Raw genomic sequence first — 16,877 nt, 5'->3', positions numbered from 1 at the left:
ATTATAGCTCCCCGCTGCGGTGTGCAATCAGTTTGGCAAACAGACCGGGCTGGGCGCAGAGCGTGGCGTAGTTGCCCTGCTGCACGATCTTCCCGCTGTCCATCACCCAAATCTGGTCGTAATCTTCGGTATCTTCCAACTGGTGCGTGACCAGCAGTGTGGTTTGCTGATGGGAGGCCGCATTGAGCGCCTGCATCACCAGGCGTTCGCTGTGGGCGTCCAGACTGGCCGCAGGCTCATCCAGTAACAGCAAACGGCGGGGGCTGAGCAGCGCTCGGGCCACGGCCACACGCTGAGCTTGCCCAACGGAAAGACGAGCCGCGCCATCACCCAGGTCAGTTTCCAGCCCTTTTGGCAGATGCGGCAGGAATTCGCTGACGTAAGCCTGCTCGACGGCCTGCTGCAATTGGCCCTCGCTGGCCTGCGGATAGCCGAGCAGAATATTGTCCCGCAGGGTTCGGGCTGGCAGGTGGGGATTTTGACCCACCCAGCCCAGCTGCTGACGCCAGTTAACCGCAGCCAGCTCGCGCAGCTCGATGCCGTTGATCAGCAATGAACCGCGATAAGGCAGAAAACCGAGTAGCAGATTCAACAGGGAGCTTTTCCCAGCACCGCTAAGCCCGACCAAGGCGATACGCTGATTGGGGAGCAGGGTAAAATCAAGCGGCCCGGCCAGCAGTACGCCATTGGGGGAGAGAATTTCCAGGCCCCGTGCCTGAACCGTCAGCGGCTCTTCGCTATTTAGCGTTTGCGCGCCATTCCCTACCTGCTCGCCAACGGCAGCCAGAAAGGTTTCCAGCGCTTCGGCTGCGCCCACGGCCTGTGCTTTGGCGTGGTAAAACGCACCCAGATCGCGCAACGGTTGGAAAAACTCCGGTGCCAGGATCAGCACCAGGAAACCGGCAAACAGCGTCACGCCCGTGCCGTAACTGCCAAAATCCAGCTCACCGAGGTAGGAGAAGCCAAAGTAGACCGCCACCACGGCGATGGAAATCGAAGCGAAGAATTCCAGCACGGCAGAGGAGAGGAAGGCCAGGCGCAGCACTTCCATGGTGCGCTGGCGGAAATCTTCCGACGATCTGGCAATGCGATCGGTTTCTGCCTGGCCGCGATTAAACAGACGCAGCGTATCCAGACCGCGCAGGCGATCGAGGAAGTTGCCGCTAAGCCGCGCCAATGCCACAAAGTTACGGCGGTTGGCATCGGCGGCCCCCATACCGACCAGCGCCATAAACAGCGGGATCAGCGGGGCGGTGGCCAGCAGGATAAACCCGGCTGCCCAGTTGATAGGGAAGACGGTGATCAGGATCAGCAGCGGGATAAACACGGCCAGATACATTTGCGGCAGATAGCGGGAATAGTAATCCTGCATGTCTTCGATCTGCTCAACGATGATGCTGGCCCAGCTACCGGCAGGTTTACCCTGAATCCAGGCAGGGCCAAGCTGTTGCAGCTTATCCAATACCTGGGAGCGCATACGCTGGCGGATAACCTGCCCACAGATAAAGCCAACCCGTTCACGCAGCCAGCTCAGGAAGGCCCGCAGGGCAAAGGTGGCTGCCAGCCAGATAAACGATGAGACAAGCTCAGCGCGAGGCTGGTGTTCAATAATCAGGGCATGGAGCAGGGAAGCCAACAGCCAGGCCTGGGCGACAATCAAAATGCCGCTTGCCAGACCTAACAGCATGGATAAACGCAGCCAACGCTGCGCTAACGTACTCTGTGTTTTGAGCCAACGGGTTAACTGGTGCTGTCTGGTTTTTTTCATCAGGTAGTCTGCGTCGCCGATGCCTGTTGTAACAGGCTTGGTTAACGTACTGTTAAAAAAGTGTTTGTCTCAGCCGGAAATAAGACAAGTGAACGCTAATGTTACCTCGTCACTCGTTAGACGTGAAATAATTATCCCTTTCATAACTTGGGCAGCAGTCACGTTTTTAGCGTGGATAGGGTTGTTTTGAACGTTTAACTGCGGGGGATAAAAACAAGGCGGCCAATCGGCCGCCTGATACTGCTGAAGCTTTATCAGCAGGTTCGCTACGTAGGGCGCTGCATACTGCGCCCGTTTGCAGCTAGGTTATTTGCATTCTGCCTGTGCAATGCCGTCGAGATAGCGCTCGGCATCCAGTGCGGCCATACAGCCTGTTCCGGCGGAGGTGATCGCCTGGCGGTAAATGTGATCCATTACGTCGCCTGCGGCAAACACGCCCGGAATGGAGGTCTGGGTCGCGTTACCGTGAATACCGGACTGCACTTTGATATAGCCGTTTTCCAGCTCAAGCTGCCCACCGAAGATTGCAGTGTTAGGGCTGTGGCCGATGGCGATAAACACCCCAGCAAGCTCTAGCTCTTTGGTCTGCTCTGCGTCTTTGGTGCTGCGCAAACGCATCCCGGTGACGCCCATCTGATCGCCCAACACTTCGTCCAGCGTGCAGTCCGTGTGCAGAACGATATTGCCGTTCTTCACTTTTTCCATCAGGCGATTGATCAGGATCTTCTCGCTGCGGAAGCTGTCACGGCGGTGCACCAGATGAACTTCGGAGGCGATGTTCGACAGATACAGCGCTTCTTCCACGGCGGTGTTACCTCCACCGACCACGGCGACCTTCTGGTTGCGATAGAAGAAACCATCGCAGGTGGCACAGGCGGAAACCCCTTTGCCTTTGAAAGCCTCTTCCGATGGCAGGCCTAAATAGCGGGCCGATGCGCCGGTAGCGATGATCAAGGCGTCGCAAGTATATTCGCCGCTGTCACCGATCAGACGGAAAGGGCGGTTCTGCAGATCGACACTGTTGATATGGTCGAACACGATCTTGGTGTCGAACTTCTCCGCGTGCTCACGCATGCGTTCCATCAGCGCCGGGCCGGTCAGGCCTTCGGCATCGCCTGGCCAGTTCTCGACTTCGGTGGTGGTGGTCAACTGACCGCCTTGCTCCATGCCGGTGATCAGTACCGGGTTCAGGTTCGCGCGTGCGGCATAAACCGCTGCGGTGTAGCCAGCCGGGCCAGAGCCCAGGATCAATAATTTGCTATGTTTAGCCGTGCCCATGAATAACCTCGTTTCCCACAATGGCGGACAATGGAACCGATTGTAGGGAAAATGCGGCAGTAAAAAAAGCGCCAGGGGATGTTGTTACCGATTTGTTTGATAACCAGCGCCTATTAGCCGGCATTTTATCACTGGAAAGCGCGGAGGAACGACCGCAATAATTTTGTACAGCAGTGGTCTAAAAGTGCGTTTTTTGCGGGGTTTGTGCGGGTAACTGCGGGGTTTTGAATGGGGGAAATTCCTAACAAAAAATCAGGTGTCCAGTTTTGCTGGCGGTACGTTCTACTGATTTTACTTCTTTTACTTTGACAATCCGCTGCGCATTTGCGAAAACATCATAGGAAGAAGAAATTAACCCCGTGCCAGCAGCAAATCGTAGGCATTTTCGCCACCGAGGCAGAACATTGCCGGGTCGCGATGGGTGAGGGTGCGTTTGCCCTGGTGGTGGTTGATGGATTTCTCAATGGAAATCATTTGAATTCGTGGCCCGGAGGTGACAGACAGGCTGGGCAACGGCGGAAGATGGTAGTGACGAAGCACAAGGGCGGTTGGTAATACGCATCTTGTTCCCTCTGGGGAATGAACCGCTAAACACAGGCATCGGGTCTTCGCTTGGAACAAATCCTTGCACATTGACGTTGGCTAGGGTGTGGCAAGTGCAGGGAAGAACATAAGAGAGACAATAATAATGGTAGATACTAAAAAACGCCCGGGTAAAGATCTCGACCGTATCGATCGCAACATCCTCAATGAGTTGCAGAAGGATGGGCGCATTTCGAACGTCGAACTTTCAAAGCGCGTGGGGTTATCCCCAACCCCTTGTTTGGAGCGTGTGCGCCGTCTTGAGCGTCAAGGCTTTATTCATGGGTATACCGCATTGCTTAACCCGCATTATCTGGATGCGTCTCTGCTGGTCTTCGTGGAAATCACGTTGAACCGCGGTGCGCCAGACGTGTTTGAGCAGTTCAACTCAGCGGTGCAAAAACTTGAAGAAATCCAGGAGTGTCATCTGGTTTCCGGCGATTTCGACTATCTGTTGAAAACCCGTGTGCCAGATATGTCAGCTTACCGTAAGCTGTTAGGCGAAACTCTGTTGCGCTTGCCGGGGGTTAATGACACCCGTACTTACGTCGTGATGGAAGAAGTGAAACAGAGTAACCGTCTGGTTATCAAAACACGGTAAGGTGCAGGTGCAAAACCTGATTAAATTCGTTACACTCCTGTTTATTCATACAGTTTTGGCGCCGGGAAAGCATCCCGGCGCTGTTACTCTATCCGTCAACAGGAACCTGGAGTGCCTTTCTTGAGCCAGGAATACACAGAAGATAAAGAAGTTACCCTGAAAAAACTCAGCAGTGGGCGGCGTTTGCTCGAGGCTGTGTTGATCGTGGTAGCCATTTTTGCCGTTTACCTCATGGCTGCGCTGGTCAGTTTCAACCCTTCCGATCCCAGTTGGTCGCAAACTGCCTGGCATGAGCCGATCCACAATCTGGGCGGCGGCGTAGGCGCATGGTTGGCCGACACGTTGTTCTTCACCTTTGGGGTCCTTGCCTATGCGATCCCGCCGATTATGCTGGTGTTGTGCCTGTCGGGTTACCGTCGGCGCGATAACGGCGAGTACGTCGATTTCTTCGGGCTTTCGTTGCGTTTGATTGGTACGTTGGCGCTGGTGCTGACCTCGTGCGGCCTGGCCGCGTTGAACGTTGACGATCTCTATTACTTCGCTTCCGGTGGGGTGATTGGCAGCCTGTTGAGCAATGCCATGTTGCCGTGGTTTAACGGTATTGGCGCCACTTTGGCGCTGCTTGGCATTTGGGCGGTGGGGCTGACTCTGTTCACCGGCTGGTCGTGGCTGGTGATTGCGGAAAAAATTGGTGGTGTGGTACTGGGAGCCGCTACCTTTATGACCAACCGTTCACGCCGTGAAGACCGCTATCACGATGATGACGACGTGGTATTTGATGAGCACGAGGAAAGCGGAAAACAGGCGGCACCGGTTGCTGCCATGGCCGAAGAAGAGGACGACGTCTTGTTCTCTGCGCCTTCCGTGACCGAAACCGCCGAAGAAGCAGCGCAAGATGCCGCCGATCCTTTACTTAGCGGTTTACGTGCCAGCGAGGATGAAACCCCGTTTGCCGAGCCAACGGCGATAGTGACCGATATTCCGGTAATGCCGAAAGCGGCCGTTCAGGCTCCGGTTACCGTGGCCCCGGCCGCGCCTGCTTCCATCAATCAACATTCCTTAACCCCTGCGCAGCCACAAGACACGCCGCCGCTGTATTCGTTTGAACTGCCAGAAGAAACACCGGCACCGAGAACGACGCGCGTGGTGGAACCAAAGCGTGAAGAACGTGAGCCGCGCCTGGGTGACTGGCAGACCCCTGTTACAGCAAAACCGGAGCCGTCACCGTTCGATTTCTCTGCGGCTCAGCGGGATAGCGACGATGTCATTGGCTCTACCGGCTTCAGCGCGACAGAGGCGGTCAAGCCAGCGGCAATTGCCGCAGCGACTGCTACCGCTGGCGCGGTAAACAACACCTTCATGCCGGCATTTACTGCCACCAGCGATGCGAGTTCGCAGGTCAAGCAGGGCATTGGCCCGGAACTGCCACGACCAAATCCGGTGCGTATTCCTACCCGGCGTGAGCTGGCCTCCTACGGCATCAAGCTGCCTTCACAGCGGATCGCAGAGCAGGAACAGCGTGAACGCGGGGATGAGCCTCAACCAGATCTGGCCAGTCATGCGCAGGAAGTAGACGTCGATGAAGCCTTGCAAGAGGCCGCATTGCGTCAGGCCTTTGCCGAACAGCAAAGCCAGCGCTACGGCGAAGAGTTCCCGCAAGATGAGTCTCCAGTGGATGACGAAGATGCGTTGCGTGAGGCCGAACTTGGCCAGGCATTTGCCGCGCAGCAGCAGGCACGCTATGGGGTAGAAGAACCGCAGCCTGTGCCACAGCCGGCTCCGGTGACGCGTTCGGTGGATACCCGCCAGGCCTATAGCTTCTCGCCGATGGCGGATCTGGTGGATGACGGCCCAACCGAGCCGCTGTTTACCCTGTCACCCCAGCTTGAAGACAGCATTGAGCAGGAAAGCGAGCTGGAAGATGATGTGCCTTTCGGGCAGTTTGAGCCTGAGGCGCCCGCTTATCAGGCTTCGCGTCCGCCAGCGCCTACTTACCAGCCGCAACAGGCATATCAACCACCGGCTCAGCAGCAACCGCCAGCGCCTGCGATGGACAGCCTGATCCATCCGTTCCTGATGCGTAATGACATGCCGCTGCAGAAGCCGACGACGCCACTGCCAACGCTGGATCTGTTGACCGAGGCCCCGAAAGAGGTCGAACCGGTCGATACTTTTGCGCTGGAACAGAAAGCACGGCTGGTGGAAGCCAGTCTGGCGGATTACCGCGTCAAGGCCGACGTGGTCGATATCCTGCCTGGCCCGGTCATTACCCGCTTTGAACTGGATTTGGCTCCTGGCGTCAAGGCCGCGCGCATTTCCAATCTATCGCGCGATCTGGCCCGTTCATTATCAACTTCCGCTGTGCGTGTGGTGGAGGTGATCCCGGGTAAGCCTTACGTCGGTCTGGAATTGCCGAACGTTAAACGCCAAACCGTATATCTGCGCGAAGTGCTGGATTGCCCAGCCTTCCGCGACAATCCATCGCCGTTGGCGATCGTATTGGGTAAAGATATCGCGGGCCAGCCAGTGGTTGCCGATCTGGCGAAAATGCCACACCTGCTGGTAGCCGGTACCACCGGTTCTGGTAAGTCGGTCGGGGTCAACGCCATGATCCTCAGCATTTTGTATAAGGCCACGCCGAAAGAAGTGCGCTTTATCATGATCGACCCGAAAATGCTGGAACTGTCGGTCTACGAAGGTATTCCGCACCTGTTGACCGATGTGGTTACCGATATGAAAGACGCCGCCAATGCATTGCGTTGGTGCGTAGCCGAGATGGAACGCCGCTATAAGCTGATGTCTGCCTTGGGGGTGCGTAACCTGGCGGGCTACAACGAGCGGGTCGATCAGGCCGAGGCCATGGGGCGGCCGATCCCGGATCCGTTCTGGAAGCCAAGCGACAGCATGGATATCACGCCGCCGGTGTTGGAAAAAGAACCGTACATCGTGGTGATGGTGGATGAGTTTGCCGATCTGATCATGACGGTGGGCAAAAAGGTTGAAGAGTTGATTGCCCGTCTGGCACAGAAAGCGCGTGCTGCCGGTATCCACCTGGTGCTGGCAACGCAGCGCCCTTCGGTGGACGTGATCACTGGCTTGATCAAGGCCAACATCCCGACGCGTATCGCCTTTACCGTCTCTAGCAAGATCGACTCCCGTACCATTCTCGATCAGGGCGGTGCAGAATCCCTGCTGGGGATGGGGGACATGCTGTATCTGGCACCGAACTCTTCGATACCGGTGCGTGTGCACGGGGCGTTTGTGCGCGATCAGGAAGTCCATGCCGTGGTCAAAGACTGGAAAGCGCGTGAGCGGCCGCAATATAAAGAGGGCATTCTCAGCGCCGGTGAAGACGGTGAGGGTGGCGCAGGTAGTGGTCTGGACGGCGATGAAGAGCTGGATCCGCTGTTCGATCAGGCGGTCGAGTTTGTGGTGGATAAACGCCGCGCCTCGATTTCCGGCGTGCAGCGTCAGTTCCGCATTGGCTACAACCGTGCCGCGCGTATCATCGAACAGATGGAAGCGCAGGGCATTGTCAGTGAGCAGGGGCATAATGGTAACCGTGAGGTTCTGGCCCCGCCACGGCACGATTGATTGCCATTGAATTTGCTTAGCGTTAATGCTTGCCAGTTTTCTGGCAAGCAGCTTTTCTCCTAAATATCCCCCTCACCCCAGCCCTCTCCCTAAAGGAGAAGGAGCTGTTGCGGAGTTGCAGTCAGGTATGACAGCCAGCATGTGGCATGTTCGATCCCCTCTCCCTATGGGAGAGGGTTAGGGTGAGGGGCTCTTGTGCAAAGAAGCGTAAACCCCTGCTTTATCGGAATTGTGCTCTGGTTGTCGGCCAAGCGCTTCGGGTAGAGTGGAGGTGTTCAGGGTTATATTGACCCAGCTTGCGGTAACCGCATTTCATAAGGTATCTGGAATAATGAAAAAACTGTTGATTGCCTGTTGTCTGCTTTCGGGACTCGCGTCTACTTCCGTGTTGGCGGATGCTGCGCAAGATTTGCAAGGTCGTCTGGCGAAAGTAAACAGTTTCCATGCCAGCTTCTCCCAATCGGTCACCAGTAGTGACGGCGCTAACGTGCAGCAAGGAGAAGGCGAATTATGGGTAAAACGCCCAAACCTGTTTAACTGGCACATGACTTCGCCGGATGAGAGCATACTGGTTTCGGACGGTGAGACCCTGTGGTTCTACAACCCGTTCGTTGAGCAGGTAACGGCTACCTGGCTGAAAAATGCCACCGGCAATACGCCCTTTATGCTGATCACCCGTAACGATGCTAACGACTGGAAACAGTACAACGTGAAGCAGAAAGGGGATGACTTCGAACTGACGCCAAAGGCCAGCAGCGGTAATCTGAAGCAGTTTGCCATTAGCGTAACCAATAGCGGCACCATCAAGAGCTTTACCGCGGTTGAGCAGGATGGCCAGCGCAGTGCCTATCAGTTGAAGAGCCAGCAGAGCAGCGGCGTTGATGCTGCCAAATTCAAATTTACCCCACCGAAGGGGGTGACGCTGGACGACCAGCGGAAGTAGAGGTCTACGTGAGCAACATGTCACTCGATTTTTCCCACAATGAGTTCCAGCCACTGGCCGCACGTATGCGGCCAACCACGCTGGCGCAATACATTGGCCAGCAGCATTTGCTGGCTCCGGGCAAGCCGTTGCCACGTGCCATCGAGGCTGGGCAACTGCACTCGATGATCCTGTGGGGGCCACCGGGAACCGGGAAAACGACGCTGGCAGAGTTGATTGGCCGCTATGGCCGGGCTGATGTCGAGCGCATCTCGGCGGTCACTTCCGGCATCAAAGAGATCCGCGAAGCTATCGAGCGCGCTCGGCAAAACCGCGACGCTGGCCGCCGCACCATCCTGTTTGTCGACGAAGTTCACCGCTTCAATAAAAGCCAGCAGGATGCCTTCCTGCCGCATATCGAAGACGGCACCATTACCTTTATCGGCGCCACGACGGAAAACCCTTCTTTTGAACTGAACTCGGCGTTGCTGTCCCGGGCGCGAGTGTATCTGCTCAAAGCGCTGACGGCGGACGACATTGGCCAGGTGCTGGATCAGGCGATGGAAGACAAGGCGCGTGGTTTTGGCGATCAAAACATCGAGTTGCCGCCAGAAACCAGGCGCATGCTGTCGGAACTGGTCGGTGGCGACGCTCGCCGCGCCTTGAACAGCCTGGAGATGATGGCCGATATGGCTGAAATCGACGGCAAGGGCATGCGGGTATTAACCCCGGAACTGCTCAAGGAGGTCTCCGGTGAACGCAGCGCACGCTTCGATAACAAAGGCGATCGCTATTACGATCTGATTTCTGCGCTGCATAAATCCGTACGTGGTTCGGCACCGGATGCCGCCTTGTACTGGTATGCGCGTATTATTACCGCCGGTGGCGATCCGCTGTATGTAGCACGCCGCCTGCTGGCAATTGCCTCTGAAGACGTTGGCAACGCCGATCCGCGCGGTATGCAGGTGGCGATTGCCGCCTGGGACTGCTTCACCCGCGTTGGCCCTGCGGAAGGTGAACGGGCTATCGCACAGGCGATCGTCTATCTGGCCTGTGCGCCAAAAAGCAACGCCGTCTATACCGCCTTTAAAGCCGCCATGCGCGACGCCAAAGAGATGGCGGACTATGACGTACCGGAGCATCTGCGTAACGCTCCGACCAAGCTGATGAAAGAAATGGGGCTGGGCGCGGAATACCGTTATGCCCATGACGAACCCAACGCCTACGCGGCCGGAGAGAGCTATTTCCCGGCGGAAATGGCCACCACACGCTACTATCATCCGACCTCACGCGGGCTGGAAGGCAAAATCGGTGAAAAGTTGGCATGGCTGGCTGAGCAGGATCAAAATAGCCAGACAAAACGCTACCGCTAGCGTTGCCGTTGCGGTAAGGTTAGCGGGTATCACTCTTCTTTTATGCGGCCATACCGTTGCCGCATAAAACATAATTTCTCTTTCAATAACAACAAGCACAGGATTAGCATGCTCGATCCCAATCTGCTGCGTAATGAGCTAGACGCAGTCGCCGTAAAACTGGCTCGCAGAGGCTTTAAACTCGATCTGGATCTGCTGCGTTCACAAGAAGAGCGCCGTAAGGTTCTGCAGGTAGAAACTGAGACATTGCAGGCAGAACGTAACTCCCGATCGAAATCCATCGGCGCGGCCAAAGCGCGTGGTGAAGATATCGAGCCGCTGCGTCGCGAAGTGAACGAACTGGGTGACAAGCTGGATGCTGCCAAGGCCGCACTGGATAAGCTGCAGAACGAGATCCGTGATTACGCATTGGTGATGCCGAACGTGCCGGACGACGCGGTACCAGATGGCAAAGACGATAGCGAAAACCTGGAAGTCAGCCGCTGGGGTGAACCACGTCAGTACGATTTCCCGGTGCGCGATCACGTTGAGCTGGGCGAAATGGCCGGTGGGCTGGATTTTGCCGCGGCGGTGAAGTTGACCGGTGCACGCTTTGTGGTGATGAAAGGCCAAATGGCGCGTATGCACCGTGCGCTGGCCCAGTTTATGCTGGATCTGCACACGGAAAAGCATGGCTATCTGGAAACCTATGTGCCGTACCTGGTAAACCATGCCACGTTGTACGGTACCGGCCAGTTACCGAAGTTTGGTGAAGATCTGTTCCATACCAAACCGCTGGAAGAAGAGGCAGAAAGCAGCACCTATGCGCTGATCCCAACTGCGGAAGTGCCAGTGACCAACCTGGTACGTGACGAGATCCTCAATGAAGAAGATCTGCCACTGAAAATGACCGCGCATACGCCGTGCTTCCGTTCGGAAGCGGGTTCTTATGGCCGTGATACCCGTGGTTTGATCCGTATGCATCAGTTCGATAAAGTCGAAATGGTCCAGATCGTGCGCCCAGAAGACTCGATGGATGCGTTGGAAGAATTGACCGGCCATGCGGAAAAAGTGCTGCAATTGCTGAATCTGCCATACCGCAAAGTGCTGCTGTGCACCGGCGATATCGGTTTTGGCTCCTGCAAAACCTACGATCTGGAAGTGTGGCTGCCTGCGCAGAACACCTACCGCGAGATCTCTTCCTGCTCCAATATGGGGGATTTCCAGGCGCGTCGTATGCAGGCTCGTTGTCGCAGCAAGACCGAGAAGAAACCTCGTCTGGTTCACACGTTGAACGGATCTGGTTTGGCCGTAGGGCGTACTCTGGTTGCGGTGCTGGAAAACTACCAGCAGGCCGATGGTCGTATTCAGGTGCCAGAAGTATTGCGTCCTTATATGGGCGGCCTGGAATATATCGGGTAATCTGCTTCACGTTCCAATGAAAGCGCCTACGGGCGCTTTTTCGTTTGAATAGTTTTCATTTACGAATGAAAGCACCATTTATTGATAGCAGACAAAGTTTCCTACCCCCTTGTGAGTAATATCCTTACCTATGCAGGGGGAATTACTTTCCACATCAGATTACCTGGCGCTAATTTAGCCTCCTCCTGTCTCTGCCGGCCAAGGCATGACTTTTCCCGTGATGCGGGCAAAACCTGGAGTGAGCTATGTCGAAGCAAAAATCTGCAACATCATCATCCACCGGTATCAGCCGTCGCACATTGGTGAAAACCGGCTCGGTAGCGGGGCTGACGCTGGCCGCTGGCGGTTTTTCGTTGCCTTTCAGCCGTCAGGCACTGGCAGATACGGTAAGCACGGCGGTACAGCCGGCACCACAGGATAAAGTGGTATGGGGTGCCTGCTCGGTTAACTGCGGTAGCCGCTGTGCCTTACGGCTACACGTGCGCGATGATGAAGTTTACTGGGTTGAAACCGACAATACGGGCGATGATGTGTATGGCAACCATCAGGTGCGTGCCTGTTTGCGTGGCCGCTCGATGCGTCGCCGGATGAACCATCCAGAACGTCTGAATTACCCGATGAAGCGCGTCGGTAAACGTGGCGAAGGCAAATTCAAACGCATCAGTTGGGAAGAGGCTTACAGCGAAATTGCCACCAGCCTGCAACGTATCGTCGCCAAATACGGCAATGAGGCGGTGTATATCAACTACACCTCCGGCATTGTCGGTGGCAATATCACTCGCTCCTCGCCTTATGCCTCGCTGGTTGCCCGCCTGATGAACTGTTACGGCGGTTTTCTTAGCCACTATGGCACCTACAGTACCGCCCAGATTGCCTGCGCGATGCCGTATACCTACGGCAGCAACGAAGGCAACAGCACCTCTGATATCGAAAACAGCAAGCTGGTGGTACTGTTCGGTAACAATCCGGCAGAAACCCGCATGAGCGGTGGCGGCATCACCTACTTCCTGGAACAGGCACGGGAACGTTCAAACGCGCGCATGATCGTCATCGATCCGCGCTATACGGATACGGCCGCCGGGCGAGAGGATGAATGGATCCCGATCCGGCCAGGCACCGATGCCGCACTGGTCGCCGGATTGGCGCATGTGTTGATCAGCGAAAATCTGGTCGATCAGCCGTTCCTGGATAAATACTGCGTGGGTTACGATGAGAAAACCTTGCCTGCCGGCGCGCCTGCCAATGGTCATTACAAAGCCTATATTCTTGGCCAAGGGCAAGACGGCGTAGAAAAGACCCCACAGTGGGCATCCCAGATCACCGGTATCCCGGCCGACCGTATCATCAAGCTGGCCCGTGAGATCGGCAGTACTAAACCGGTTTATATCTCGCAAGGCTGGGGGCCGCAGCGCCAGGCAAATGGTGAGCTTACTTCGCGTGCCATTGCCATGTTGCCGATCCTGACGGGTAACGTGGGGATCAACGGCGGTAACAGCGGTGCGCGCGAGTCAACCTACACCATTACCATCGAACGTATGCCGGTGCTGGAAAACCCGGTAAAAACGCAGATTTCCTGCTTCAGTTGGACCGATGCCATCGCTCGCGGCCCGGAAATGACCGCCAAACGTGACGGGGTGCGCGGTAAAGACAAGCTGGACGTGCCGATCAAGTTCATCTGGAACTATGCCGGTAACACCATCACCAACCAGCACTCCGATATCAATAAAACCCACGACATTCTGCAGGATGATTCGCAGTGTGAAATGATCGTGGTACTGGAAAACTTTATGACCTCCTCGGCGAAATATGCCGATATTCTGCTGCCGGATCTGATGACGGTCGAGCAGGAGGACATCATTCCAAACGACTACGCTGGCAATATGGGATATCTGATCTTTATCCAGCCTGCCACCTCTGCCAAGTTTGAGCGTAAACCCATCTATGAAGTGATGAGCGAGGTGGCGCGCCGCCTGGGGCCTGAAGTACACCAAAAATTCACCGAGGGACGTACCCAGGAACAGTGGTTGCAATACCTGTACGCCAAAATGTTGGAAAAGGATCCGCAACTGCCGTCGTATGAAGCCTTGCGCAGCATGGGCATTTACAAGCGCAAAGATCCTAATGGGCACTTTGTGGCTTATAAAAAATTCCGTGACGATCCCGCCGCCAACCCGCTGAAAACGCCTTCAGGCAAGATCGAAATCTATTCAGCCAAATTGGCGGAAATCGCCAACAGTTGGGAGTTGGAAAAAGACGAAACTATCAGCCCGTTGCCGGTCTATGCCTCAACCTTCGAAGGCTGGGACGATCCCTTGCGTAAAACCTATCCGTTGCAAATGTTCGGTTTCCACTACAAGGCACGAACTCACTCCAGCTACGGCAATATCGACGTGTTGCAGGCCGCATGCCCGCAGGAAGTGTGGATCAATCCGTTGGATGCCAGCCAGCGGGGCATTGCCAGTGGCGAAACGGTGCGGGTATTCAATGGCCGTGGCGAAGTGCGCGTGGCCGCCAAGGTGACACCGCGCATCATGCCGGGTGTGGTAGCGATGGGGCAGGGAGCCTGGCATCAGGCCAATATGAACGGTGACCGTATCGATCACGGTGCCTGCATGAATACGCTCACCACCCATCGGCCATCACCGCTGGCGAAGGGCAACCCCCAGCATACCAATCTGATCGAGATCGAAAAGGTGTGAAATAGCAATCATTATCAATAAAGGCTGTAATATCAGCAATTTATTGATTGTGAACAAGGTGGGGCTACCTCTTTTGGAGGATAGTTCCTCCTAGCGCAGGCCATAATAAAAATACGATTACCTGTCGTTTAAAACCGGTCTGCAGAGTGATTTGTAGATTTTTTTGTAGCCATACCCTGGCTGATTGAAGCAACCTAGAGTGAAATATTATGAGCGAGTCCACCAAAAAACCTCTAGCCGGCTTTCAGTGCTCCAGGCGAAAGCTGGTTAAAAACAGTGCCATTGGCGGGCTTGCCCTAGCTGTTGGTGGCGTTTCCCTACCTTTCAGCCGTCGTGCCAATGCTGAATCTCCAGCATCCGCTCTCGCCAAGCCCGAAGAAAAAGTGGTGTGGAGTGCCTGTACCGTGAACTGTGGTAGCCGTTGCCCGCTGCGAATGCATGTGGTTGACGGCATGATCAAATATGTCGAAACCGATAATACCGGCAACGACGAGTATCAAGGGTTGCATCAGGTGCGTGCCTGCCTGCGTGGGCGTTCGATGCGCCGTCGCGTATATAACCCGGATCGCCTGAAGTACCCCATGCTGCGCGTGGGCAAGCGTGGCGAAGGAAAATTCAAACAAATCAGTTGGGATGAAGCCTTCACGCTGATTAGCGATAACCTGAAACGCATCATTAAAGATTATGGCAATGAAGCCATCTACCTGAACTACGGCACCGGCACCTTGGGGGGAACAGTGACCCGCTCCTGGCCGCCGGGATCTACGTTGATCGCCCGTTTGATGAACTGCTGCGGTGGTTATCTGAACCACTATGGCGACTACAGTACCGCGCAGATCGCCATGGGGCTGAATTACACCTACGGCGGTTGGGCGGATGGTAACAGCCCGACGGATATCGAAAACAGCAAGCTGGTCGTGCTGTTCGGTAATAACCCAGGCGAAACTCGCATGAGCGGTGGTGGGGTCACTTATCTGCTGGAGCAGGCGCGTGAGCGTTCGAATGCCCGCATGATCGTGATCGACCCGCGCTACACCGATACCGCAGCGGGCAGGGAAGATGAGTGGATCCCAATCCGCCCTGGCACCGATGCGGCATTGGTTGCCGGGTTGGCGCATGTACTGATCAGCGAGAATTTGGTCGATCAGCCATTCCTGGATAAATACTGCGTCGGTTACGACGAAAAGACGTTGCCTGTCGGGGCGCCGGCCAACGGTCACTATAAGGCCTATATTCTGGGCCAAGGTGACGATGGCATTGAGAAAACGCCTGCCTGGGCATCGAAAATTACCGGCATTCCGGTCGATCGCATTATCAAGCTGGCGCGCGAAATCGGTAGCACCAAACCGGCCTTTATCTCTCAGGGCTGGGGGCCACAACGCCAGGCTAATGGTGAGCTGACCTCACGTGCCATCGCCATGCTGCCGATCCTTACCGGTAACGTCGGGGTTCATGGTGGCAACAGCGGCGCACGTGAAGGTTCTTACGGGCTGCCGTTTGTGCGGATGCCAACGCTGGAAAACCCGGTGAAAACCAGTATTTCGATGTTCCTGTGGACCGATGCCATTCTGCGCGGCCCGGAAATGACCGCCAGGCGCGACGGCGTACAGGGCAAGGACAAGCTGGACGTGCCGATCAAGTTTATCTGGAACTACGCCAGTAACTGCCTGATCAACCAGCATTCGGAAATCAACCGTACTCACGACATCCTGCAGGACGATAAGAAGTGCGAGATGATCGTGGTCATCGATAACCACATGACTTCATCGGCGAAATATGCCGATCTGGTGCTGCCGGACTGCACCGCCTCCGAGCAGATGGACTTCTGTCTGGATGCCTCAAGCGGCAATATGGGCTACGTCATCTTTGCCGATCAGGCGATCAAGCCGCAGTTTGAATGCAAAAACATCTATGACATGACCAGCGAAATCGCCCGGCGTATGGGTGTTGAGCAGGAGTTTACCGAAGGGCGTACTCAGGAAGAGTGGCTGCGTCATCTCTATCAACAATCCCGTGAAGCCATTCCGGCGCTGCCAGATTTCGAACAGTTCCTTAAGCAAGGGATCTTCAAACAGCGCGATCCCGACGGCCACCATGTGGCTTACAAAGCCTTCCGGGCCGATCCGCAGTCTAATCCGCTGAAAACGCCTTCGGGCAAGATCGAGATCTATTCTGCTCAACTGGCGGAGCTGGCAGCGACTTGGGAATTACCTAAGGACGACATTATCGATCCTCTGCCGGTGTATGCGGCAGGTTTTGAAAGCCACGACGATCCGTTAAGCAGCAAATACCCGCTGCAAATGACCGGTTTCCACTACAAAGCCAGAACCCACTCCACCTACGGCAACGTCGACGTGCTGAAAGCCGCTTGCCGTCAGGAAATGTGGATCAACCCGATCGACGCGCAATCCCGTGGGATAGCCAACGGCGACCTGATCCGCATTTACAACGATCGGGGTGAGGTACGCATCAATGCCAAAGTGACGCCGCGTATGTTGCCGGGCGTGGTTGCCCTAGGCGAAGGAGGCTGGTATGCGCCGGACGGTAGTCGTATCGATCATGCAGGCAGTATCAACGTGCTGACCACCCAGCGCCCGTCGCCACTGGCCAAGGGTAATCCTTCTCACACCAATCTGGTCCAGGTCGCCAAACTTTAAGG

10 protein-coding genes are annotated in these 16,877 nt (G+C 55.7%); 7 read left to right on the top strand and 3 right to left on the bottom strand.

The genetic code is table 11. The features are described from left to right. Nucleotide 1 precedes the first annotated feature (1 nt). From cydD to ACRDCA_RS13880, 3 genes are all read right to left on the bottom strand, one after another. Entirely contained in the window at nucleotides 2-1,768 is a 1,767-nt protein-coding gene (gene cydD, locus ACRDCA_RS13890) for a heme ABC transporter permease/ATP-binding protein CydD (RefSeq protein ID WP_438690032.1), read from the bottom strand. Between the two features lie 306 nt (nucleotides 1,769-2,074). Further along, on the bottom strand, nucleotides 2,075-3,046 hold the full coding sequence (gene trxB, locus ACRDCA_RS13885) for a thioredoxin-disulfide reductase (RefSeq protein ID WP_438690031.1): 972 nt from the start codon (nucleotides 3,044-3,046) through the stop codon (nucleotides 2,075-2,077). Between the two features lie 351 nt (nucleotides 3,047-3,397). Then, the gene (locus ACRDCA_RS13880) at nucleotides 3,398-3,520 is read right to left on the bottom strand and encodes a hypothetical protein (protein ID WP_438690030.1); all 123 of its coding nucleotides are present in this window, start codon (nucleotides 3,518-3,520) and stop codon (nucleotides 3,398-3,400) included. A gap of 214 nt (nucleotides 3,521-3,734) precedes the next feature. On the opposite strand from ACRDCA_RS13880, the gene lrp reads away from it, so the two are divergent. The 7 genes from lrp to dmsA all read left to right on the top strand — a co-directional run bounded on the left by lrp (nucleotide 3,735) and on the right by dmsA (nucleotide 16,875). Beyond that, complete coding sequence (lrp, locus tag ACRDCA_RS13875) at nucleotides 3,735-4,229, top strand: leucine-responsive transcriptional regulator Lrp (protein ID WP_021804943.1); 495 nt, start codon at nucleotides 3,735-3,737, stop codon at nucleotides 4,227-4,229. Between the two features lie 120 nt (nucleotides 4,230-4,349). After that, nucleotides 4,350-7,823 (top strand): DNA translocase FtsK 4TM domain-containing protein, encoded by a 3,474-nt coding sequence (locus ACRDCA_RS13870; protein ID WP_438690029.1) that lies wholly within the window; start codon nucleotides 4,350-4,352, stop codon nucleotides 7,821-7,823. 331 nt (nucleotides 7,824-8,154) lie between these two features. Beyond that, the gene (lolA, locus tag ACRDCA_RS13865) at nucleotides 8,155-8,766 is read left to right on the top strand and encodes an outer membrane lipoprotein chaperone LolA (protein WP_438690028.1); all 612 of its coding nucleotides are present in this window, start codon (nucleotides 8,155-8,157) and stop codon (nucleotides 8,764-8,766) included. 8 nt (nucleotides 8,767-8,774) lie between these two features. Continuing rightward, nucleotides 8,775-10,118 carry a replication-associated recombination protein A gene (locus ACRDCA_RS13860; RefSeq protein WP_429620567.1) on the top strand — a complete coding sequence of 448 codons (1,344 nt, stop codon included), beginning with the start codon at nucleotides 8,775-8,777 and terminating at the stop codon, nucleotides 10,116-10,118. A gap of 108 nt (nucleotides 10,119-10,226) precedes the next feature. After that, entirely contained in the window at nucleotides 10,227-11,519 is a 1,293-nt protein-coding gene (gene serS, locus ACRDCA_RS13855) for a serine--tRNA ligase (RefSeq protein WP_438690027.1), read from the top strand. 245 nt (nucleotides 11,520-11,764) lie between these two features. Continuing rightward, on the top strand, nucleotides 11,765-14,218 hold the full coding sequence (gene ynfE / locus ACRDCA_RS13850) for a selenate/tellurate reductase subunit YnfE (protein WP_438690026.1): 2,454 nt from the start codon (nucleotides 11,765-11,767) through the stop codon (nucleotides 14,216-14,218). 209 nt (nucleotides 14,219-14,427) lie between these two features. After that, a complete protein-coding gene (dmsA, locus tag ACRDCA_RS13845) occupies nucleotides 14,428-16,875 on the top strand; it encodes a dimethylsulfoxide reductase subunit A (protein ID WP_438690025.1) in 2,448 nt (815 codons plus the stop codon). The last annotated feature ends 2 nt before the right edge of the window (nucleotides 16,876-16,877 follow it).

This window comes from Serratia sp. (in: enterobacteria) (assembly GCF_051654945.1).
In the GTDB taxonomy this organism is placed as follows: domain Bacteria; phylum Pseudomonadota; class Gammaproteobacteria; order Enterobacterales; family Enterobacteriaceae; genus Chania.
The sequence above is the reverse complement of the archived record's forward strand: the minus strand, read 5'-3'. Positions and strand labels throughout refer to the sequence as shown.

What these genes read in the sequence shown, in the direction of transcription:
- cydD (WP_438690032.1), bottom strand. Translation starts at nt 1,768, where the DNA reads ATGAAAAAAACCAGACAGCACCAGTTAACCCGTTGGCTCAAAACACAG.
- trxB (WP_438690031.1), bottom strand. Translation starts at nt 3,046, where the DNA reads ATGGGCACGGCTAAACATAGCAAATTATTGATCCTGGGCTCTGGCCCG.
- ACRDCA_RS13880 (WP_438690030.1), bottom strand. Translation starts at nt 3,520, where the DNA reads ATGATTTCCATTGAGAAATCCATCAACCACCACCAGGGCAAACGCACC.
- lrp (WP_021804943.1), top strand. Translation starts at nt 3,735, where the DNA reads ATGGTAGATACTAAAAAACGCCCGGGTAAAGATCTCGACCGTATCGAT.
- lolA (WP_438690028.1), top strand. Translation starts at nt 8,155, where the DNA reads ATGAAAAAACTGTTGATTGCCTGTTGTCTGCTTTCGGGACTCGCGTCT.
- serS (WP_438690027.1), top strand. Translation starts at nt 10,227, where the DNA reads ATGCTCGATCCCAATCTGCTGCGTAATGAGCTAGACGCAGTCGCCGTA.
- ynfE (WP_438690026.1), top strand. Translation starts at nt 11,765, where the DNA reads ATGTCGAAGCAAAAATCTGCAACATCATCATCCACCGGTATCAGCCGT.
- dmsA (WP_438690025.1), top strand. Translation starts at nt 14,428, where the DNA reads ATGAGCGAGTCCACCAAAAAACCTCTAGCCGGCTTTCAGTGCTCCAGG.